General features: G+C 31.4%; 15 protein-coding genes and 1 tRNA gene. 9 read left to right on the top strand and 7 right to left on the bottom strand.

Annotated features, from left to right (window positions below; all coding sequences use genetic code 11):
- The first annotated feature begins 9 nt into the window (after positions 1 to 9).
- The 5 genes from ccsA (at position 10) to D3P13_RS12860 (ending at position 8,448) form a co-directional block, all read left to right on the top strand.
- On the top strand, positions 10 to 3,204 hold the full coding sequence (ccsA, locus tag D3P13_RS12880; protein WP_117883066.1) for a cytochrome c biogenesis protein: 3,195 nt from the start codon (positions 10 to 12) through the stop codon (positions 3,202 to 3,204).
- A gap of 39 nt (positions 3,205 to 3,243) precedes the next feature.
- Entirely contained in the window at positions 3,244 to 3,858 is a 615-nt protein-coding gene (locus tag D3P13_RS12875) for a glutathione peroxidase (protein ID WP_117883064.1), read from the top strand.
- Positions 3,859 to 4,234: 376 nt separating this feature from the next.
- Entirely contained in the window at positions 4,235 to 5,383 is a 1,149-nt protein-coding gene (locus D3P13_RS12870) for a trans-sulfuration enzyme family protein (RefSeq protein ID WP_117883062.1), read from the top strand.
- Between the two features lie 44 nt (positions 5,384 to 5,427).
- Positions 5,428 to 7,614, top strand: a complete 2,187-nt coding sequence (locus D3P13_RS12865; RefSeq protein ID WP_117883060.1) for an alpha-L-fucosidase — start codon at positions 5,428 to 5,430, stop codon at positions 7,612 to 7,614.
- 30 nt (positions 7,615 to 7,644) lie between these two features.
- Positions 7,645 to 8,448, top strand: coding sequence for an endonuclease/exonuclease/phosphatase family protein (locus D3P13_RS12860; protein WP_232829186.1), 804 nt, complete (start codon positions 7,645 to 7,647; stop codon positions 8,446 to 8,448).
- Between the two features lie 70 nt (positions 8,449 to 8,518).
- Here D3P13_RS12860 and D3P13_RS12855 read toward each other — a convergent pair whose 3' ends face one another.
- From D3P13_RS12855 to D3P13_RS12840, 4 genes are read right to left on the bottom strand one after another with little or no spacing between them, the layout of a single operon-like run.
- Positions 8,519 to 8,704, bottom strand: a complete 186-nt coding sequence (locus D3P13_RS12855; RefSeq protein WP_117883056.1) for a CPXCG motif-containing cysteine-rich protein — start codon at positions 8,702 to 8,704, stop codon at positions 8,519 to 8,521.
- A gap of 1 nt (position 8,705) precedes the next feature.
- Positions 8,706 to 10,022: a TolC family protein gene (locus D3P13_RS12850; protein ID WP_117883054.1), complete on the bottom strand. Its 1,317-nt coding sequence runs from the start codon at positions 10,020 to 10,022 to the stop codon at positions 8,706 to 8,708.
- Positions 10,022 to 13,297: an efflux RND transporter permease subunit gene (locus D3P13_RS12845; protein WP_117883052.1), complete on the bottom strand. Its 3,276-nt coding sequence runs from the start codon at positions 13,295 to 13,297 to the stop codon at positions 10,022 to 10,024. The genes D3P13_RS12850 and D3P13_RS12845 overlap by 1 nt, the downstream gene beginning before the upstream one ends.
- A 1-nt stretch (position 13,298) precedes the next feature.
- Positions 13,299 to 14,414 carry an efflux RND transporter periplasmic adaptor subunit gene (locus D3P13_RS12840; protein WP_117883050.1) on the bottom strand — a complete coding sequence of 372 codons (1,116 nt, stop codon included), beginning with the start codon at positions 14,412 to 14,414 and terminating at the stop codon, positions 13,299 to 13,301.
- 129 nt (positions 14,415 to 14,543) lie between these two features.
- On the opposite strand from D3P13_RS12840, the gene bshB1 reads away from it, so the two are divergent.
- Positions 14,544 to 15,260, top strand: a complete 717-nt coding sequence (gene bshB1, locus D3P13_RS12835; RefSeq protein ID WP_117883048.1) for a bacillithiol biosynthesis deacetylase BshB1 — start codon at positions 14,544 to 14,546, stop codon at positions 15,258 to 15,260.
- Positions 15,261 to 15,355: 95 nt separating this feature from the next.
- Here bshB1 and D3P13_RS12830 read toward each other — a convergent pair whose 3' ends face one another.
- Entirely contained in the window at positions 15,356 to 16,045 is a 690-nt protein-coding gene (locus tag D3P13_RS12830; protein WP_117883046.1) for a tetratricopeptide repeat protein, read from the bottom strand.
- 144 nt (positions 16,046 to 16,189) lie between these two features.
- Here D3P13_RS12830 and D3P13_RS12825 point away from each other — a divergent pair.
- Together D3P13_RS12825 and D3P13_RS12820 are read left to right on the top strand one after the other, a co-directional pair.
- Positions 16,190 to 16,265: transfer RNA gene (locus tag D3P13_RS12825), tRNA-His, on the top strand.
- A gap of 157 nt (positions 16,266 to 16,422) precedes the next feature.
- Positions 16,423 to 17,118 (top strand): hypothetical protein, encoded by a 696-nt coding sequence (locus D3P13_RS12820; protein WP_117883044.1) that lies wholly within the window; start codon positions 16,423 to 16,425, stop codon positions 17,116 to 17,118.
- A 54-nt stretch (positions 17,119 to 17,172) separates the two neighbouring features.
- Here D3P13_RS12820 and uvrA read toward each other — a convergent pair whose 3' ends face one another.
- Complete coding sequence (uvrA, locus tag D3P13_RS12815) at positions 17,173 to 19,950, bottom strand: excinuclease ABC subunit UvrA (protein ID WP_117883042.1); 2,778 nt, start codon at positions 19,948 to 19,950, stop codon at positions 17,173 to 17,175.
- Positions 19,951 to 20,215: 265 nt separating this feature from the next.
- On the opposite strand from uvrA, the gene D3P13_RS12810 reads away from it, so the two are divergent.
- On the top strand, positions 20,216 to 20,800 hold the full coding sequence (locus tag D3P13_RS12810; protein ID WP_117883040.1) for an RNA polymerase sigma factor: 585 nt from the start codon (positions 20,216 to 20,218) through the stop codon (positions 20,798 to 20,800).
- A gap of 237 nt (positions 20,801 to 21,037) precedes the next feature.
- Here the strand turns inward: D3P13_RS12810 and D3P13_RS12805 are convergent, their stop codons facing one another.
- A complete protein-coding gene (locus D3P13_RS12805; RefSeq protein ID WP_117883038.1) occupies positions 21,038 to 21,688 on the bottom strand; it encodes an endonuclease III domain-containing protein in 651 nt (216 codons plus the stop codon).
- Positions 21,689 to 21,721: the final 33 nt, after the last annotated feature.

Raw genomic sequence — 21,721 nt, 5'->3', positions numbered from 1 at the left:
TATATCCGTATGAAAAAAATATACAATATTCTCTTCTCAACCCGTCTTACTGCTATTTTATTTGTTGTCTTTGGTGCCTCTATGGGTATTGCAACATTTATAGAAAATGATTATGGAACCCAGGCTTCTAAAGCTTTAGTTTATAATTCGTGGTGGTTTCAATTAACCATGCTCATTTTTGTTGGTAATTTTATAGGTAATATATTTAGATATAGATTACTTCGCAAAGAGAAGATTTCCGTTTTAATGTTTCACTTAGCTTTCATTGTTATCATAGTGGGTGCCGCTATTACAAGATATATAAGTTATGAGGCTATTATGCCTATTCAAGAAGGTGAAACTACTAATTTAATGCTGTCAGAGAAAACTACGCTTAATGTTCATGTAGATGATGGTAATGAAGCAAGAGAGATCAATAAACTTTATTATTTTACTCCAGAAATTGGGTCAGAAACGCGATTTATACCGATGGTTTCTAAATTTTTTAATTTTTTAAGAGGCGGTAATAATTTTTCATTGAAGGCTGATTTTAGAGATAAGCCAGTAACGGTTAATTATGTTAGTTTTCTACCGAATGCCTTTGAGAAATTTGAAGAAGATGCCTCAGGCGAAGAGTTTTTACACTTTGTAGAGTCGGGTGGAGGAGGAAGACATGATCATTATATCAAAAAAGGTGAAGTTGCTAATATTCACAATGCCTTAGTTGCTTTTGAAAATCAAACTGAAGGTGCTGTAAATATATTTACAGAAAATGACACATTGAGAATTAAATCGCCTTTTGAGGGTAATTATATGGTTATGGCTACACAAGCCACAGGTACTATTGCTAAAGATTCTGTGCAGGTGTTCAATTTAAGAGCGTTGCATAACATAGGTAGTTTACAATTTGTAGTTCCTGAAAAAGGTACAAAAGGTAAATTAGTGGAGGTTTCATCTGACAAAAAAGAGGAACATCCTGCGGATAAGTTAACCATTGAAGTGATAACTAAAAACGATAAAAAAATAGTCGATTTATACGGTTATAAGTATGCAGCAACGCCCCCTGAAATGTTTTCTATGGATGGGTTAAACTTCAGAATTTCTTATGGAGCGAAACAATTACAATTGCCTTTTTCGATAAAACTAAACGATTTTCAATTGGATAGATATCCTGGTTCAAATAGCCCAAAATCATATGCTAGTGAAGTAACCGTAATGGATAATGGTGAAAACTTTGATTTTAGGGTTTTTATGAATAATATATTAATTCATAAAGGGTTTAAATTTTTCCAATCTAGTTATACCATTACTGATGAATATGAAGAAACACACCTATCTGTTAATCATGATGCTGTGGGTACGTGGATTACTTATTTAGGGTATTCATTGCTTTATACAGGGTTGATTATGATATTGTTTTCAAAGACGTCACGTTTTGCAGATTTACGTAGAATGTTGAATAGAATTAAAAAGAAAAAAGAGGCTCTGACACTATTGATATTGATGTTTAGCGGATTGATTTTTGCACAAGGAAGTCATATTCAGCATGGTATGTCTAAGGTACAGGTAGATTCTACCTTAACCGCACAAAAAGTTTCTGTTGAACACGCACAAAGATTTGGAAGTCTAATTATTCAAGATGAAAACGGTAGAATGAAACCCGTGAATACTTTTACTTCTGAATTGTTAAGGAAAGTAAGTAAAAAGGATACTTACAATGGTATGAATGCTAACCAAGTGGCAGTTTCTATGGTTACCAATCCTAGAATTTGGATGTCTGTTCCTTTTATTTATGTAAAGTCAGCAAATACTAAGTTACGGGATATATTAGGTGTTCCAGAAGATCAAGAATATTTACGCATGTCAGACATGTTTACCGATAGAGGTGAATATAAATTAAGTCAAGAAGTTGAAAAAGCTTATAAAAAGAAGATTAAAAATAAATTTGAAGAAAGTGTATTAAATGTTGATGGTAGGGTTACACTATTATGGCAAGCTATAATTAGAGGAAATATTTTTAAATTCTTCCCATTGCAAGGGGATGAAAATAACAAATGGTTTTCATCTGGGGAACATGAGGCAGGATTTACAGGAACGGATTCTTTGTATGTAGCTAATATTATTCCGTTATATTCAGGAAGTTTAAAATTGGCTACATCAAAAAATGATTATTCAAAAGCCAATGAATTTTTAGAAAGTATTCATAAATACCAACATAAGTTTGGTGGAGCAGTAATGCCTTCTGACCGGAAAGTGGAATTAGAGATTTTTTACAATAAATATGATATTTTTAAGAGTCTGTTTATGTATTACATGTACGGGGCCTTATTCTTGTTTATTGTAGTAATGGTTCAAATTTTCAACGGCTCCACACTTGTTAATAAATTAGTAAAGGCCGGTATTTTTATAATTGCAGCTTTATTTATTTACCATACAATTGGGTTGGGTATTCGTTGGTATATTTCTGGGCATGCACCTTGGAGTAACGGTTATGAATCAATGATTTATATCGCTTGGGCAACCATGCTTTTCGGATTATTATTTGGTAAAAAATCGGCACTAACTGTTGCGGCTACTACTTTTGTAACTTCAATGATTTTAATGATTGCTCATTGGAATTGGATGGATCCTTCCATTGGTACATTAGTTCCTGTATTAGATTCCTATTGGTTAATGATTCACGTGGCTATTATAGTAGCCAGTTATGGACCTTTTACCATTGGTATGATTTTAGGACTAATTTCTCTAGTTTTATTTGCTATCACTACAAAGAATAATAAAAAGAAGATAGACTTAGCGATTAAAGAAATTACTGTAATTAATGAAATGGCAATTACTATAGGTTTGATAATGTTAACCATCGGTAACTTTTTGGGTGGTATGTGGGCCAATGAGAGTTGGGGACGTTATTGGGGCTGGGATCCAAAAGAAACTTGGGCTTTGGTAAGTATCATGGTCTATGCATTTGTTTTACATATGCGTATTGTGCCGGGGTTAAGAAGTCGATTTACTTTTAATATGCTAGCAGTATTTGCGTACACTACTATTTTAATGACCTATTTGGGGGTAAATCATTTATTATCTGGTTTGCATTCGTATGCCACTGGAGATGCTGCACCTATCCCTAATGAAATTTGGGGCTGGTTAATCGTTTCTACAATAATTAGTATTTTAGCGTATATTAAGTATAAAAAATATTACAAGAAAACAAAGAAAAACTCATAGAGGTGTAGAGAATTATTATTAAGTTTAAACTAGAGAAAAATGAAACATTATATAATAGTTTTATCAGTTTTGATGCTGATAAGTTGTAAAGAAACTAATAAAGATACAAAAGAGAATAGTTCAGAAAAAGATACCATCACCAATCAATCAGCAATGGCTGTAAATCAGGAAAATATGGAAGATATTTATCAATTTAAAGTAAAAACCTTAACGGAAGATGATTTTGATTTTTCAACTTTAAAAGGTAAGAAAATATTAGTGGTAAACACAGCTTCAAAGTGTGGACTGACACCTCAATATGAACAATTACAACAATTGTACGATACTTATAAAGATAAGAACTTTGTCATTGTTGGTTTTCCTGCAAATAACTTTGGTAAACAAGAGCCAGGTACAAATACTGAAATAGCTGAATTTTGTCAGCAAAACTATGGTGTGTCTTTTCCAATGATGTCTAAAATATCTGTAAAAGGAGATGACATGCACCCATTATATCAATTTTTAACAAAAAAAGCCAAAAATGGTTTGGAGGATTCTGAAGTTTCTTGGAATTTTCAAAAATACCTAATTGATGAAAGTGGACACGTAGCTAAAGTTATAGATCCTAAAACATTACCAACAGATGATGTTATCGTGAATTGGATTAAAGGATAGAAAGAAGCTCAATCAGAGGTTTTTAATAAAAACAACTAGTGAACGTCTCTTCGAGTGTTTTTCGTGCTGTGGTAGCATCAAGAAAAACGTATCGAGAAGTAGTTTATACTCCCTGCGAAGATTTACAGTAATCAAAATAATTTTTAATAGCATCACTCAGGCTAACGATTAGGTTTTATTGTATCTAAAAAATATCAATAGCACGTCTCTTCGAGTGTTTTTCGTGCTGCGGTAGCATCAAGAAAAATGTATCGAGAAGCGTTTTAAGTTTAGACCTCATAAAAGTTATCCATACAAATTATCTATATTTTGTCTTTCCATTCATATTTCTATTAGGATAACTTTTTGTAAATTACACTTCTTTTAATTTACAAAAATGACAACGAAAAAACCAGGTGTAAATACTATTTGCACACATACAGGAGAAGTAAAAGATACGCAATTTGGTGGAGTCATTTCGCCGATTTATATGACAACCTCCTATCCATTTATGGATGTGGATGTAAAACGATATCCGAGATATTTTAATACACCAAATCAAAAAGCCGTTGCCGATAAAATTGCGGCCTTAGAGCATGCAGAAGCAGGTATGGTTTTTGGCTCAGGTATGGCCGCAATCAGTACAACACTATTTGCTTTTTTAAGTCATGGAGATCATATCGTTTTAGCAAATGAGATTTATGGTGGTACGTTTAACTTAATAGTCGAAGAATTTGATAAAATGGGAATTGAATATTCTTTTACAGAGGGAATTGAAGTCAACCATTTTGAGGAAAAAATACAATCGAACACTAAGATAATTTATTTAGAAACACCTTCAAATCCATTATTGAGTATAACGGATGTAGAAGGCGTGGCAAGGCTTGCAAAAAGCCAAGGTATAATGACAATGATTGATAATACCTTTGCTTCACCTATTAACCAAACACCATTAGACTTAGGTATTGATGTTTCTATACATTCAGCTACAAAGTATTTAGGAGGTCATAGTGATATTAGTGCAGGTGCCGTGGCTTCTTCAGAGAAAAATATGGACATCATTTGGAATAAAGCCAAAAATTTAGGTGGACATTTAAATGATTTTATTGCCTATTTATTAGAAAGAAGTATTAAAACGTTAGGTGTTCGTGTAGATCGACATAATTCAAATGCACAGTATATTGCGGAATATCTAGATATTCATAAGGCGGTTGAAAAAGTATATTATCCAGGGTTAGAATCGCATCATAATCATGAAATTGCAAAAAAACAAATGCATGGCTATGGTGGTATGTTGTCTTTTGAATTGAAATCGGATTATAATGCTGTAACTTTTCAGAACAATCTAAAACTAATTAAGCCCAGCATGAGTTTAGCAGGGGTAGAGTCTACTATATTATTGCCTTCACTAACTTCACACGGATTATTAACGGCTGAACAACGCATGGAAATAGGTATTTCAGATAATTTGTTGCGTTTCTCAGTAGGAATTGAAGATGTAAATGATATTATTGCGGATATTGAGTTAGGTCTAAAAATAAACTAATTTGTAGTTCCTTTATTAATCGATTATTTCATAAAAAATAATAAATGAATTATAAAATAAAGCAATTAATAGTATTGATACTTTTAGTTATTACTATTACAAATTGTAATAAAAAAAAGGAAAAATTAGTAGTCAAAGATAATTCTTCATTAGGTTTTGATTTCTCTGAAATAGAAAGTGATCCGAAGGTACTTGATAAATTAGAAGCTTTTCAAGATAAAAAGTTTGGTTTTTTTGTGCATTGGGGAATCTATAGCCAATGGGGAGCGGTAGCTTCATGGCCACTTATTAAAAAATTTGAAGGCACGCGGACTTACGGACCAGCGTTTGCGGACCGTGATTATGATTTTAATAGATATTTTAAGGATTATTATAATTTAAATAAAACATTTAATCCCGAAAAATTTGATCCAGAGCAATGGGCTAACGTTGCTGAATCTGCAGGTATGAAATATTTTGTTTTTGTAACGAAACATCATGATGGTTTTAACATGTTTGATACGGAACAATCAGATTTTAGTATCACAGGTCCAGACAGTCCTTTTAAAACTAATAAAAATGCAAATATTGCAAAAGTCCTGTTTGATGCTTTTAGAGCCAAAAAATTTAGCGTTGGAGCTTATTTTTCTAAGCCGGATTGGCATAATGAAAATTATTGGGCACCAGAATTTCCAACACCTGACCATAGTGTGAATTACGATCCAAGAGAGTATCCAGAAAAATGGGATAGTTTTAAGAATTTCACATATAATCAAATAGAAGAATTAGTTACTGATTACGGGAAAATAGACATGCTTTGGTTAGATGGTGCACAAGTTTTACCTGTTGCCAATCAGGATATTGATTTAGATAGAATTGTGAAAATGGTGAGGGAAAAACAACCGGGAATTATTGTTGTTGATCGGTTAGCAGGCGGTAAACACGAAAACTACCTGAGTCCTGAGGGTTTACATAATTTACCTGAAAAACCTTTGTCTAAACCATGGGAATTATGTATGTCTTTAGGTGAAGGATGGTCGCATCGTGTAAATGACGTTTTTAAATCTTCTAAAGAAATTATAGATATTTTAATAGAGGTAGTCTCTAAAGGTGGGAATCTTTTATTGGATGTTGGTCCACCTGCAAGTGGTGAAATTCCAGAAGCGGCAATAAAAAGTATGAAAGAAATAGGGGATTGGCTAAGTGTTAATGGTGAAGCTATATACAAAACAAGAAGGTTTACCTATTTTCAGGAAAATGATAAGGTGAGATATACGCAGAGTAAAAATGGTAAAACTATTTATGTATTAAGTTCTGATTGGCCTGAAAACGAATTAAAGCTCACAAAGGTTATTCCAAATAAAAGTTCAAAAATATTTTTATTAGGGTCTGATAAAGAACTGAAATGGGTTTGTAAAGATGATAAACTTACTATTAAAATACCTAATGAGCTAAAAAAAGAATTGAATCAAGCTACTATGCAAGCATTCGCCTTTCGTATTGAGGGTTCTCCTATAATGATGGTAAAAGAACCAACTATTACAAGTTTAAATAAGGAAAATAAGAGCACTTATATGTTTAATGACACCTATACTTTTGAAATAAAAAGTGGTACGCCAGAAGCTAAAATCTATTATACTTTGGATGGATCTATTCCAAGCGAAAATTCCTTACTGTACAATGAGAAAATTACTATAAAAACAAATACACTAGTAAATGCAATAGCAAAATGTAAGGGTTTTGCTGATAGCCCCATATTTGTCCAGAATATTAAAAAAGTAAAATCATTTGAGAAAATTTCAGTGCTGTCAAAGGCTAACAATATTGATGCTTATGCAAAAGTGAAAACACTTTCTAATTTAAAACGTGGTTCTCTTAATCATAAAAGCCAAGAATGGCTTAAATTTGAAAAAAATAACCTTATTGCAACGGTCGATTTAGGAAAAACAGAACCGATCAATAAAATTTCTGTGGGATTTTTAAAAAATGTGTATGAATCTATTTTTGTGCCAGATTCTGTTAAAATTTCTATATCAAATGATGGGGATATATTTAAGGTTATTGGAAATTTAAAGTATAATATATCTCCTTTTGAAATGAAAGTTTATGTTAAAGATTATGTTTTAGATAGTATAAATCGGTCTACACGATTTGTTAAAATAGAAGCTGAAAATATGGGAGTTTGTCCACATCCTCATTTTAATTCAGGAGGAAATGCTTGGTTATATGCCGATGAAATTATAATTGAATAATAAAATAACAATACATTTAAAATGATTAAGATGAAATTAAGTATAACAATACCGATGCTCTTTATTACACTGTTAACAACAAACTTATTTTGGTCTCAACACAACGTTGATAGTACAAAAATAGTACGCGTGTTATCGTTTAATATTTTACACGGAGCAACGACAAAAGGTGATTTTAACTTAGACCTTATCGCTAAGGTAATAAAAGATGCAAACCCAGATTTTGTCGCTATGCAAGAAGTAGATGATAGGACAAATAGAGCAAAAAAATACGATTTAGTCACAGAGTTAGGATGGCGTACAAAACTGAGTCCGTTATTTGGAAAAGCAATGGACTATGACAATGGTGAATATGGTGAAGGTATTCTGTCTAAGACTAGCTTTTTAAGTACTAGAAATATAGCATTGCCATATTATGACGATCATGAACCTAGAGCCGCCTTAGAGATAACAACTACATTAAGTACTAAAGATACTATTTCTTTTATTGGCACTCATTTAGACCATTTAAATGATGAAAGGGATAGGGTATTACAAGTAGAAAAATTAAATGAAATATTTTCAAAGAATAAGTACCCAACTATTTTAGCTGGAGATTTAAATGCAGAACCCAACAGTACACCAATAAACATATTAGAAAAAGTATGGACAGCGGCTTATGATAAAAATAATATTGAATATACATATCCATCAGATAATCCAGTTATAAAAATAGATTATGTACTGTTTTATCCTAAAAATAGATGGAGAGTACTAGAAACTAAAGTTATTCAAGATACTATTGCATCTGATCATTGTGCGTATTTGGTTACCTTAGAATTGTTGGATGAATAATTTTTTAGGATAAAGCACTAACTTTTTTAGTCTTGAATATTGTATTTACTTGACTTAAGTCTATTCGACTTTACTGTTCAATATCCACTGCAGAAAAACTTTCTAAATTTTGTTCTGTATCAAAACTTACATGAACTTCAATAGGTCTACAACACACTTCGCAATCTTCAATATAAGTTGTGTTTGTTATGGAACTATCCAATAACATTGATATTTCTTCCCAACAATAAGGGCATTGAAAAAAGTGTTCAAACATTTTAAAAGTCAGTATTTAATAAATCTCCACTTAATTGTAATACTTGCAATTCAGCTAATTTAGCGTCGTATTTCGCACTGTTTTTTGCATTCTTTGCATTAATGAGGTTTATTTGAGCTTGTCTGAATTCTATAGATGTTATTTGACCTAATTTAAAACGTTCTTCCGTTCTGTTGAAATTATTAGTATTGGTTTGTACGTTTTTTTCTTGAGTCTGTAAAATAAATAATTTATTCAAATAATCGTCATAGGCATTATTAAAAGTACGTGTAATATCAAGTTCCGTTTCCTCTTTTAGTAATTGTTGATTTTCTAGATTTATTTTAGCGTTATCAACCAATGTCTTAGTTCTTCCGCCATCAAAAAGATTCCAAGAAAGGGTTAGACCAGCGGATAAACCTGTATTTGTTGAAGTAGCTAAAAAAGAGGCGGCATTATTATTGTTTTTATTCCATCCATAAGTACCATTTAATCCCAATGTCGGTAAATAACCAGATTTGTTTGCTTTGATCTGAAATTCACTAATAGTGATGTTTTTATCTAATTGTAACATCTCCACATTATTGGTTTTAACTTTTTCAAATAATGTTTCTTTATGGGGTGTCAACGTGAAATTCACTAAAGTATCAACTGTAAAATTGGGAGCATTATTTTTTCCTAAAACAACATTTAAATCACGTTTTGCATTTATCAAGGACTGTTTTGTGTTTAATAGATTGATGCTATCATTGTTAACATCAACTTCTGCATTTAGCACAGCTAATTTCGTGTTTTGCCCATATTCAAATTGATACTGTACACGTTGTAATCGATCCTTAGAAATATCAAGACTTTGCTGAAGAAGGATATGATTTTCAGTTAATTTTGCCACGTTATAATATACTGAAAATAATTGTAAAACTGTGTTTTCAATGGTTTGACGGGCTTGTAATTCAGAAAGATTATATTGTTCTTTTAAGCTTTGATAATCATAATGTCTACCCAATCCATCAAAAAGCACATAGTTTAAGCTAACAGAGGCATTATAGCGATCACTTTCAGCTCCAGTCAAACTAGTTACTCTACCATCAGCATAAACGGCTTCTGTATTGTCTATATTATAAGTAGCCCCAGCATTACCTGCAACAGTAGGTAAAAAACCTGAATTATAAATACTCTTATTGTTTTCCGAAATTTTTAAATTGTTATCAGCAATTTTAATTCCATAATTATTTTCTAAAGCCATTTTTACAGCTTCACCTTTTGAAATGGTTTCTTCTTGTGCTTGTACTGCACCAACAAATAATAAAGTGATATATATATACTTAATGTATTTCATTATTTTGTATTTAATTCATCATTAGTGTCATCAAACTTATCCATAAGTTCTTCTATTTCATCATTCATCATCTCATTATTTATTATGTTGTCATCCATAAGTTCTTCATTTTCACTTTCTAGTTCAATAATAGCTCTTTCAACTTCTTCCCTGGTTACATCGTTACCAGTACGCATCCATTTTACAAATACTTTTAAATAATTAAAACTAGATAACATTAAAGGTAGCATGACTAAAGTAAGTATAGTTGCAATGCCAATACCATAAGAAATGGATAATGCCATTGGTTTTAAAAATTGTGCTTGACGGCTTTTTTCTAATAGTAATGGTGCTAAACCTGCAATAGTAGTTAATGATGTTAGCATAATTGCCCTAAATCGCGATTTACCGGCGTGAATTAAGGCGTCATCGTATTTCTCACCTTCTTTAAGGTAGGTATTAAATTTACCTATAAGTACCAATCCATCATTAACCATAATACCAATTAAAGCAATAATACCTAACCATGATAAAATGTTAATTGAAAAACCATGAAAATAATGGCCCCAAACGACACCAATTAAACTAAAAGGTACCATGAGTATAAGTAAAAGGGGTTGACTATAAGACCTAAATGTAAAGGCAATAGTTATATATATCAGCATTAAAATAATAGGTCCAACTATTTTTACAGAACCTACAGTTTTTGCTGCTTCTCTATTCTGTCCTTCATATGATGCTGAAACCGAAGGGTATTTAGAAAAAATATGAGGCATTACATTGACTTTAATATCTTCTAAAATATCTGAAGCACTTTCTTCAGGGTTTTTCGTATCTGCATTTATTTGAATTTCTCGTTGTCCACTTAAATGGTTTATAGCAATATCTCCTCTTTCAATTTCGTAAGTGGCAATTTCTCCAAAAGGGACTCTTGTACCCGATGGTGTAATCAACCTCATATCTTCTAAATCAGTTAATGAAGATCTATCTTCTTTTTTGTACCGTACCCAAACTTTTATCTCATCTTGCCCACGTTGAAAACGTTGTGCTTGATAACCGAAAAAACCAGCCCGTATCTGTGCTGTAACCGTTTGAAGGTTTAGTCCTAAAATATAGGCATTATCCTTTAGTTTTATTCTAATTTCTTTAATCCCCAATGGGTCATTATCTGAAATATCTTTAAGTAAGGTGTTTTTTTCTAATTCACTTTTCAATTCAAGTTTCGCGGCTTTTAGCTCTGTAATATTATTTCCTAATAAAGATACTGAAACAGGGCTACCACCAAAATTTCCACCCGAACCAAAGGTCAAGCTTTCAACACCCAAAACCTTACCTACTTTTTCACGTATGGCGTTTGTGATTTCAGGTGAGCCGATGTCTCTAGATTCGCCTGGTAATAAATTAATAGTTAGTTCTCCAGTAGATGTTCCTGGCCCAATACGTTTTATAATATTTTCAATTACTTGGAGATTACCAGTTTGCTTCTTTGAGTATTCTTCATTAACTTCCCATGCCACTTTTTCGATATTTGAAATAATAGAATCGGTTATTTTTTCATTCGTTCCTTGCGGCATTGTAAGATCGATAGAAACCCTGTCACTTGCAACAGATGGGAAAAAAGAAGTTCTAACAATTCCACCGCCCAAGGCTCCAATACTAAAAATTAATAGGGCAATTGGAATAGCAAAACCTAACAGTTTATGCTTTAAAAAGAATGTTAAATAGGGGATATATAATCTATCGCGTACATAAACTAAAAAATCATCGGCTTTTTGGTTTATTTTTCTAAAAAAGGTAAACATTTTACCCGATTTGGCACCTGAATCCATCAGAGCTTTTGAATGGGCAATGTGAGCTGGTAAAATAATTAAGGCCTCAATTAACGAAACGCTGAGTGTTAATATTACCACAGTAGATACTTCACTGAAAAATTTACCCATTCTTCCGTCTAAGAAAAAGAATGTAGAGAAAGCTAATAGCGTGGTTATAATTGCTGATACTATTGGAGGAATTACTTCCATGGTACCATCTATTGCAGCTCTAATTGGCGATTTTCCCTTGTCTTTATAGTGATGATAGATATTTTCTCCAATTACAATACCATCATCTACTAAAATACCTATGACGATAATCATCCCAAAAAGGGATAGTACATTAATAGTAACCCCTAATTGAGCAGCAAAAATAAACATTCCTAAAAAGGATATTGGCAAACCAACTGCTACCCATAAAGCCAAACGGATGTTTAAAAATAATGCTAAAAACAGAAGTACCAAAAGCACACCAATTATCCCGTTTTCGAGTAATAGATCGGTACGTTGATTTAATGTAATAGAAGCATCACTTGATATATTTAAGGTAACATTATCATGTTGCTGATTGAATTTATCAATATATTCTTTTACCGCATCAGCTGACGAAATTAAATCTTCATTGTTCGTATTACTAACAGAAATGTTAATTGCAACATTACCATTATAATACAGTCGGTCAGGGGTTTCATTCCAAATGTCTTTAATTTCAGCAATATCATGAAGTCTTATAATGTTTCCAGAAGGGTCTGTTCTTACAATTAAATTAAACAATTCTTCACCGTAATAAAATCGATTCCTCGCACGGATCAGATAATCTTCTTCAGAGGTTTTTATGTTTCCACCTGTAATGATTAAATTCGAATTTTGTACAGCATTCGCTACTTCAACAAAGGATAAATTATAAGCTCTTAAATCATTTTCACGTACTGCAATTTCAATCTCTTCATCTGGAAATCCAGATAAACTTACTTGTGAAATACCATCTATTGCTCTAAGATCATTTTCAACAGTTCTGGCATATTTTTTTAATGTTTTTAATGGAAGGTTTTCTCCGCTTACAGTAAAACTAATAGTTGGCCTAATACTTTCAATTTTAGCAACTACAGCGGGTTCCATACCACTAGGGAAGGAGGGAACGCGATCTACGGCATTTTTGACTTCTGTCAGAATAATGTCAATATTTCGTCCTCGTTCTATTTCAACAGTAACAGTAGCTGAATTTTCACGAGATACAGAAGTTACTCTGTCAATACCCACCAGTCCTTTTAAATTATCTTCAATTTTTAATACAACCCCTTCTTCCATCTCTTGAGGTGAAGCACCAGGATAAACCAAACTAATTCTGATAATTTCAGAATCAACCAACGGAAAAAAAGATGATTTCATTGAAAAAATACCAATAGCACCAAAAATCACAAAAGCCCACATCACTACATTAACAGCAACGGGATACTTAATAAAATAAGTAATAATTTTTTTCATACTATTTTATTTCGGTATTTATCTTTACAGGCATTCCGTTATAAGCACCTGATACTGGATTGGCTAATAAATGAGTATTATCGGGTAACCCTTTAATAATTACACTTTCGGCTTCAAAATAGACAGGGTTTACATTTTTTAATTCTAAAAGAGTGTCATTGACAACATAAACGCTGGTATTGTCAATTAAAAGTTTTCTATCGATTTTATAAGCATTATGTTCTGATTTTGCCGTTAAATCAGCTTCTAAGTACATGCCTTCTTTTAACAATTTATCTTTAACTTCAATATAAGCCTTTAGCGTTTGAGAAGTTTGGTCTATTTTTCCATTTACACGAATTACTCTACCTGTATATGATTGCGTTTTTTCTAAATCATGCAAAGAAACCGCGTTTCCTACTTTTAACAAATTACTAAACTCAGAACTTATGTTAACTTCCATTTCATAGATACTAGGATCAATAAATTCTCCTAATTTCTGACCTGATCTAATTAATGTGCCAGGAGTAACTAAAGCTTCGGTTAATATTCCATTATATGGAGCTCTAATTTGGTATTTGCCTAACTTTACTTCTAGGTTTTTAACACTATAATATGTTGTAGTAATATTTCTTCCTGAAATGAAATATTTTTCTTTATCAGATGCATACTCTGGTAGTTTTGGTGTCGCCTTATTCAAGTCAAAACTCTGAAGGTAAGATTGCCATTTTTCAAATTCATTTGGAAAATCTAAACGAATATCCGGCATAATAGAAGTAACTAAATTATATAAATTACTTTTTTGAGACTGTAAACTAGCATAAAATTCATCACTATTAATTCTTAATAAAGTTTGACCTTTTTGATAATTGGTACCGGCTTTAAAATCTTTTCCTGCAGTGCTTAAGACCCCTTGTACCTCAGAGTAAAGTTCAATTTTATTTTTAGCAACTAAATTTCCACTAGCAGAAATAATGATAGGAACTTCTCCATTTTTAACCGTGTCTATAGAAACAGTTTTTATGATTTTATCAAACTTAGGTTTAGGTTTGTTTTTATTTTTTATGAAATAGTTGGCGAGGAGTATAGCACCTACTAAAAGGATAACACTCAAAATAATTGATAATATTTTTCTCATTCAAAACAATTTATGGGTTAGTTAACCATTTGTGCAAAAATAGTTAATAATAAAAAAGTAGAATGATTAGATTGTTAAAGTTTTCCTAATGAAATTCTTTCTTATCTTTGAACTAAATTAAATAGGTATATGAAATTAGACATTTTAGCAGTAGGAGCACATCCCGATGATGTAGAGTTAGGTTGTGGAGCAACAATAGCAAAAGAAATTTCATTAGGAAAAAAAGTTGGTATATTAGATTTAACTAGAGGTGAATTAGGTACAAGAGGTTCTGCAGAAATACGTGATAAAGAGTCATCAGATGCAGCGAAAATATTAAAAGTTGAAGTAAGAGAAAATCTTGCCTTTAGCGATGCATTTTTTGTGAATGATAAAGCACATCAAAGAGAAGTTATAAAAATAATCAGAAAGTATAAACCCAACATAGTTCTGTGTAATGCTATTGACGATAGACATATTGATCATGGTAAAGGAAGCAAACTGGTTAGCGATGCTTGTTTTTTATCAGGTCTACGAAAAATAGAAACTGAAGTTGATGGAAAAAATCAAGAAGCTTGGAGACCAAAACATGTATATCATTATATACAATGGAAAAACATTGAGCCGGACTTTGTGGTTGATGTAACCGGATTTATTGATAAGAAAACAGAAGCCATAAAGGCTTATGCTTCGCAGTTCTATGACCCAAATAGTAAGGAGCCAAATTCGCCCATTGCTACTAAAACATTTTTGGAAAGTATTGAATATAGAGCCAAAGATTTAGGACGTTTAATAAGTGCAGATTATGCTGAAGGATTCACGGTAGAGCGTTATGTAGCCGTTGATAATTTAGATGATTTGATATAGTGAAAAGACTAATTCATAAACACTATTAAAAGTTGTGTTGCATAGAAAAGTAGTCAATTCACAGACTGTAACGAACATTTTCTATCTGATGACATTTATTTTTTATCAAATCTTTCAATGACATTTTTGGCACGTCTGTTGCCAGAATCTATAGCTAGTGCTTTTTTATAATTAACGATGGCTTGCAGTGTATCTCCACTTTTAAAATAAGCTTCCCCTAAACTATCAAATACATTATCGCTGTTCGGGTGTAAAACAGCATTAATTTTTAGTACATTAATGGCTTTTTGGGTTTCATTTCGTCCAAGATGATAATAACCTAAAGAGTTCATTTCGTTTTCGTTTACTGCTATGTTTAACGAGTCTTTTTGTTGAATAGCTATATAACCAGCTAATGCTTCTTCATAATTATCGTTGGCTAGATATTCGCTAGGTGTTAATTCATTTTCTTCTAATTTTTTAAAATTAAATGTAATTTCAGTACCCTTTTCTTTTGGAAGTAATACCAAATATTCTTTTTGATCTTGAGGATTTGTTTTGAATGTAATTTTTTCGTTCATTTCTTTTACAAAAAAGATATCATCATCAAATTTCATTGGTTTTATGTCTTTTATTCCTTTCCATGTTAAAAGTAAAACCTTATCCTTAAAGTAAACTTCAATCACTTGATCGGAATCGTATAAATAGCGTCCAGTTACGTTTTTAATAAACGCATCACTATTTGTTGGTTTTGTACAATTGATACTAATTATGAATAAAAATAAATATAAAAATTTAGGTTTCATCTAACTTTGATTTGGTGGTTTTATTAGTTAGTAGCACAAATTAGGTTTAAAGTTACAAATTTTTCATTTTTTATTTGAACAATACTACAAATAGATTATATTTGCATCCGCTAAGCTGGAAACGGCTAGCTGAATATATTAAATGGTGGTTGTAGCTCAGTTGGTTAGAGCATCGGTTTGTGGTACCGAGGGTCGTGGGTTCGAGCCCCATCTTCCACCCAAAAATAAGGCTTCTTAGAAATAAGAAGCTTTTTTTGTTTACGAATTGTTTTATTTTTAATTTAAACATTAATAATAACAGAATACAAGCAAACAAAACTTTAGCATTTTATTAAGATTAATTTCAATAAATTTGTAGACACCCAAAAAAATAATATATGAGAAAATTTTACATTACACTTAGTGCTTTTTTAGCAATAACTTCTTTTTATGCTCAAGGCAATTCAGATACTACATTAGATAAGGCGGTATTAAAACAAGCTTTACGTTACGCAGATTCAGATGTTGCTAAAAAAAGTATGTATGATATTATAGCGAAAGAAGGCGACAATAGTACTTATAAAGACAGTTTAGCTTATTTATATTTTAACGACAGAAAGTATGCTTCTTGCTTTATGGTATGTGCAGATGTATTGAGTAAAGATGGTAGTAAACTACAAATTTTGGAGATGCAGGCGGTCTCTTTAGAAAATATGGGAGCTTATGATAAAGCGGCTCAGACCTATGCTAAATTGACTGTAAAGTCGGGTAATAATTACCATGCTTATAAATTAGCGAATTTATATTTTGCGTTGAAAAAATATGATGAAGCAATGTCAGCTGTTAAAAAGGCACAGGAATTAAAAGATACAGGTGAGATAAAAGTGAGTTATGCCGTAAATAAAAATTACCAACAACAGGTAGCACTATTGGCTGCAATATCAAACTTAAAAGGATTGATTGAGTTTGAGCAAGAGAAGTTAGATTTAGCTAAAGCTAGTTTCCAAAAAGCAGTTGAAATTCAAGAAGATTTTGTCTTAGCAAAAGAAAATCTTGAAGCTGTAATTGCAGGTAAGCAGGTAAAGAAAGAGTAACAACTTAGTACTTATTGAATTAAATTATAAAAAGTTGAATTAGAATCTTAGATTTTAATTCAACTTTTCTTTTAAATATGATGATGTATAAGATTCCTTTACATTAACTAAATCTTCAGGCACCCCTTGAAATAGTAATTGACCACCCGTTTTCCCTCCATCTTTACCTAAATCGATAATATAATCAGCACATTTTATTAAGTCAATATTATGTTCTATAACCACGATAGAATGCCCTTTTTCAATTAGGGCATTAAACGAGGCGAGTAGTTTTTTAATATCATGAAAATGCAATCCGGTTGTGGGTTCATCAAAAATAAATAAAACCTTATCTTTTGTAATTCCTTTTACTAAGAAGGAAGCCAACTTAATACGTTGTGCTTCTCCACCCGATAGGGTAGAAGAGGCCTGACCTAATTGCACATAACCTAACCCCACATCTTGCAACGGTTTTAACTTGGTTACAATCTTTTTTTGTTCATGCTGTTTAAAAAAGGCAGTTGCTTCATCAATTGTCATTTCTAAGACATCAGAAATGGATTTATTTTCAAATTTAACTTCTAAAATTTCTTTTTTAAAACGTTTGCCTTTACAGGTTTCGCAAGGTAAATGTACATCAGCCATAAATTGCATACCGATAGTTACTTCGCCTTCTCCTTTACAAGTTTCGCATCTACCACCATCTACGTTAAAAGAAAAATGTTTTGCTTTATAGCCTCTTATATTAGATAATTTTTGTTGTGTAAATAAAGCCCGGATATCATCATACACTTTTATGTACGTAACAGGGTTTGATCTACTTGAACGCCCTATTGGATTTTGATCTATAAACTCGACACTTTTAATAGTCGAAAAATCACCTTCAATATCCGTAAATTGTCCTGGTTTTTCACCATGATTAAATAATTTTTTCTGTAAGGCAGGATAAAGAATATTTTTAACCAAAGTACTTTTTCCACTTCCAGAAACTCCAGTAATTATGGTTAACGTATTCAATGGAAATTGAACATCAATATTTTTTAAATTATGTTCTCTTGCACCTATTATTTTTATATAACCAGTACCTTTTCTTCTTTCTTTTGGAACTTCAATTTTTAATTTTCCCTTTAGGTAATTAGCCGTTAATGTGTCGGCTTTTAAAATTTCATTATAAGTACCATATGCCACCAATTCACCACCAAAAGTTCCTGCTTCAGGTCCAATATCAATAATGTAATCTGCCGCTTTCATAATATCTTCATCATGTTCAACAACAATTACAGTATTGCCTAAATCGCGTAATCCTTTTAATACATTTACTAAGCGTTCTGTATCTTTAGAGTGTAAACCTATACTGGGTTCATCTAAAATATACATAGAGCCTACCAAACTACTTCCTAAAGAAGTAGCCAAATTAATACGTTGGCTTTCACCTCCAGACAGGGAATTAGAAGCTCTATTTAAACTTAAGTAATTTAAACCGACATCTGACAAGAAAAGAAGTCTGTTGTTGATTTCTTTTAATAATCTTTTGGCAATTTGTTGATCGTGTTCCTCAAGTTTCAGGCCTTGAAAAAAATCAAGAACCTCATTAATAGGAAGGTTTACGAGATCAGTTATGGTAGTATCACTTATTTTAATATTGGCAGTTTCTTGTCGTAATCTTTTACCGTTACATGTGGTGCATTTTGTTTTGCCACGATATCTCGAAAGCATTACTCGGTATTGAATTTTATAGGTTTTTTCTTCAATATGTTTGAAAAAAGTGTTTAACCCATGAAAAAACTTGTTTCCATCCCAAAGTAATTGAATTTGCTCTTCTGTTAATTCAAAATAAGGTTTGTGAATCGGAAAATCAAATTTATAGGCATTATCAACTAAAGCTTCTTTATATTCTAAAAATGATTCTGTTCGCCAAGGTACAATGGCGTCATCATAAATAGATAATGATGTATTTGGTATTACTAAATCTTTATCTATACCTATTATATTTCCATATCCTTCGCAAGTAGGACAAGCTCCATATGGGTTGTTAAAACTAAATAAATGTGTATTGGGTTCTAAAAAAGAAATTCCGTCGAGTTCAAACTTGTTGTTAAAGATATTTTGTTTGTTATTTGATAAGTCTTCAATAACACATTCACCTTTACCTTCAAAAAAAGTAGTTTCAATGGCATCTGCCAATCGGTTGTAAAAGTCTTCATCGTCTTGTACAACGACTCTATCAACTACCAACTGAAATTCTTTTTGCTTTTTAGGTTTAAAGTCATTGATTCTAACTACCTCATTATCTACTTTTATCCTAGAATAACCTTGCTGCTCTAAAATTTGTAGCACTTTTTCTAAGGTTCTATCTTCATCTATACAAATAGGTGCCAATAATAATAATTTACTACCATTATCATACTTTTTAACATGATCAATTACATCAGCAACTGTATTTTTTTTCACCTCATTACCTGAAATTGGCGAATATGTTCTTCCAATTCTGGCAAATAAAAGTTTAAAATAATCATAAATTTCAGTTGAAGTACCTACCGTAGAACGAGGATTTGTGCTATTTACCTTTTGTTCAATAGCAATTGCAGGAGCAATACCCTTTATATATTCAACTTTGGGTTTGTTTAATTTGCCTAAAAATTGTCTTGCATATGACGATAAACTTTCTACATACCGGCGTTGCCCTTCTGCATATAAAGTATCAAATGCTAAACTTGATTTTCCTGACCCAGATAAACCAGTAATAACTACTAATTTATTTCTAGGAATAGCCACATCTATGTCTTTTAAGTTGTGTAATGCAGCCTTTTTTATAATTATTTGTTCTCTTGGATCTAAGTTGTCTATCTTCACGGAAGCCCTTTAAAATATGAAATAGCGACAAAGATAGTGACTTATTTTTGTAAAAAAAATATAGTACGGCATAAAATAATATTAAAAAAAGTTTGTTTTATTAAAAAGAATGTCATTATATTTGTCCTGTTGTATCTAACCAATATGACAAAAACAATTAGGAACTAGTTTCCCCCTTAACTAAAAAATAAACGCTTATAGTATAGTTCTACTTTTATAATTAATTAACGAAGTCTCATAGCTTCATTGACAAAAAAAGGGAATTATGCAAAAACAAAAGTTGGACGATAGCGTCTTAGTTAAGAACTACATTAATGGTAGTGAAAGATCATTAGAAATATTAGTTGGTCGTCACAAACAAAAAATCTACAGTTTTATTTATTCGAAAGTATTAGATAGAGATATCGCAGAAGATATTTTTCAAGATGCTTTTATTAAAGTAATCAAAACTTTAAAATTAGGTAACTACAACGAAGAAGGTAAATTCTTACCTTGGGTAATGAGAATTTCTCATAACTTAGTTATTGATCATTTCAGAAAAAGTAATAGAATGCCTTCATTTAAAAATACTGAAGAATTTGATATTTTTTCAGTTTTAAGTGATTCTTCTTTAAATGCAGAGAAAGAAATTATAAAAAATCAAATACATTTTGATGTAAGAAGGATAATTGAAGAATTACCTGAAGATCAAAAAGAAGTATTAATTATGCGTATTTACAGAGACATGAGTTTTAAAGAAATCTCTGAAAATACGGGTGTTAGTATCAATACTGCATTAGGGAGAATGCGATATGCCTTGATTAATTTGAGAAAAATTATTGAAAAGAATAAAATAGTTTTAACTAATTAACAATAATGTAAATATTTCTTCGTTATATACTTAACCCTAATAATTAATTTTAGTATATATGAAGAAAATTTACACTGAAGAATTGTTAAATACGCAATTCGCCCCCAAACAAAGTACAATCTCATTTATTTTGAATTACTCAAAATCAATTGAAGTAGTTAAAAATGAGGATGACAAACAAATTTTGTTTAATTTGAATTAAAAAGGAAAGGCTTGTAAGAAATTACAAGCCTTTTTTTATTTTTTGTAATAGGCATTGAGAACACTTTTTCTGCCTATTTTTTTTGTAATAATATCTTTTTCAATATCCCATGCACGGGCAGGAGAAAACTCTCTAGCATAATATATAATTTGGAGATGTAATTTATTCCATATTTCTTTTGGAAATAATCGTTTAGCATCTTTTTCTGTTTGAACTACATTTTTACCATTACTTAAATTCCATCGATACATTAATCTATGAATATGCGTGTCAACAGGAAATGACGGAATATCAAAAGCTTGACTCATAACAACAGACGCCGTTTTGTGACCAACAGCTGGCAGTTCTTCTAAATCTTCAAAATTCTGCGGAACATTGCCATTATGCTTTTCAATTAATATTTTAGATAAACCGTAAATTCCTTTCGATTTCATAGGTGAAAGCCCAACAGGTTTTATAATTGCTCTAATTTCTTCAACACTTAACTTAACCATATCATAAGGATTGTCTGCTTTTTCAAATAGGAGTGGAGTGATTGTATTCACCCTAGCATCAGTACTTTGTGCGGAGAGTAATACAGAAATTAACAATGTGTATGGATCTTTATGTGTTAATGGAATGGGCGGTTTTGGATATAATTTTTCTAATTCTGTTATTACAAAATCTACACTTTCTTTTTTAGTCATTTTTAATTAGCTTTGATAAAACTTATATTCAAC

The organism is Aureibaculum luteum, assembly GCF_003449015.1.
Lineage (GTDB): Bacteria > Bacteroidota > Bacteroidia > Flavobacteriales > Flavobacteriaceae > Aureibaculum > Aureibaculum luteum.
The sequence above is the reverse complement of the archived record's forward strand: the minus strand, read 5'-3'. Positions and strand labels throughout refer to the sequence as shown.

What these genes read in the sequence shown, in the direction of transcription:
- ccsA (WP_117883066.1), top strand. Translation starts at nt 10, where the DNA reads ATGAAAAAAATATACAATATTCTCTTCTCAACCCGTCTTACTGCTATT.
- D3P13_RS12875 (WP_117883064.1), top strand. Translation starts at nt 3,244, where the DNA reads ATGAAACATTATATAATAGTTTTATCAGTTTTGATGCTGATAAGTTGT.
- D3P13_RS12870 (WP_117883062.1), top strand. Translation starts at nt 4,235, where the DNA reads ATGACAACGAAAAAACCAGGTGTAAATACTATTTGCACACATACAGGA.
- D3P13_RS12865 (WP_117883060.1), top strand. Translation starts at nt 5,428, where the DNA reads ATGAATTATAAAATAAAGCAATTAATAGTATTGATACTTTTAGTTATT.
- D3P13_RS12860 (WP_232829186.1), top strand. Translation starts at nt 7,645, where the DNA reads ATGAAATTAAGTATAACAATACCGATGCTCTTTATTACACTGTTAACA.
- D3P13_RS12855 (WP_117883056.1), bottom strand. Translation starts at nt 8,704, where the DNA reads ATGTTTGAACACTTTTTTCAATGCCCTTATTGTTGGGAAGAAATATCA.
- D3P13_RS12850 (WP_117883054.1), bottom strand. Translation starts at nt 10,022, where the DNA reads ATGAAATACATTAAGTATATATATATCACTTTATTATTTGTTGGTGCA.
- D3P13_RS12845 (WP_117883052.1), bottom strand. Translation starts at nt 13,297, where the DNA reads ATGAAAAAAATTATTACTTATTTTATTAAGTATCCCGTTGCTGTTAAT.
- D3P13_RS12840 (WP_117883050.1), bottom strand. Translation starts at nt 14,414, where the DNA reads ATGAGAAAAATATTATCAATTATTTTGAGTGTTATCCTTTTAGTAGGT.
- bshB1 (WP_117883048.1), top strand. Translation starts at nt 14,544, where the DNA reads ATGAAATTAGACATTTTAGCAGTAGGAGCACATCCCGATGATGTAGAG.
- D3P13_RS12830 (WP_117883046.1), bottom strand. Translation starts at nt 16,045, where the DNA reads ATGAAACCTAAATTTTTATATTTATTTTTATTCATAATTAGTATCAAT.
- D3P13_RS12820 (WP_117883044.1), top strand. Translation starts at nt 16,423, where the DNA reads ATGAGAAAATTTTACATTACACTTAGTGCTTTTTTAGCAATAACTTCT.
- D3P13_RS12810 (WP_117883040.1), top strand. Translation starts at nt 20,216, where the DNA reads ATGCAAAAACAAAAGTTGGACGATAGCGTCTTAGTTAAGAACTACATT.
- D3P13_RS12805 (WP_117883038.1), bottom strand. Translation starts at nt 21,688, where the DNA reads ATGACTAAAAAAGAAAGTGTAGATTTTGTAATAACAGAATTAGAAAAA.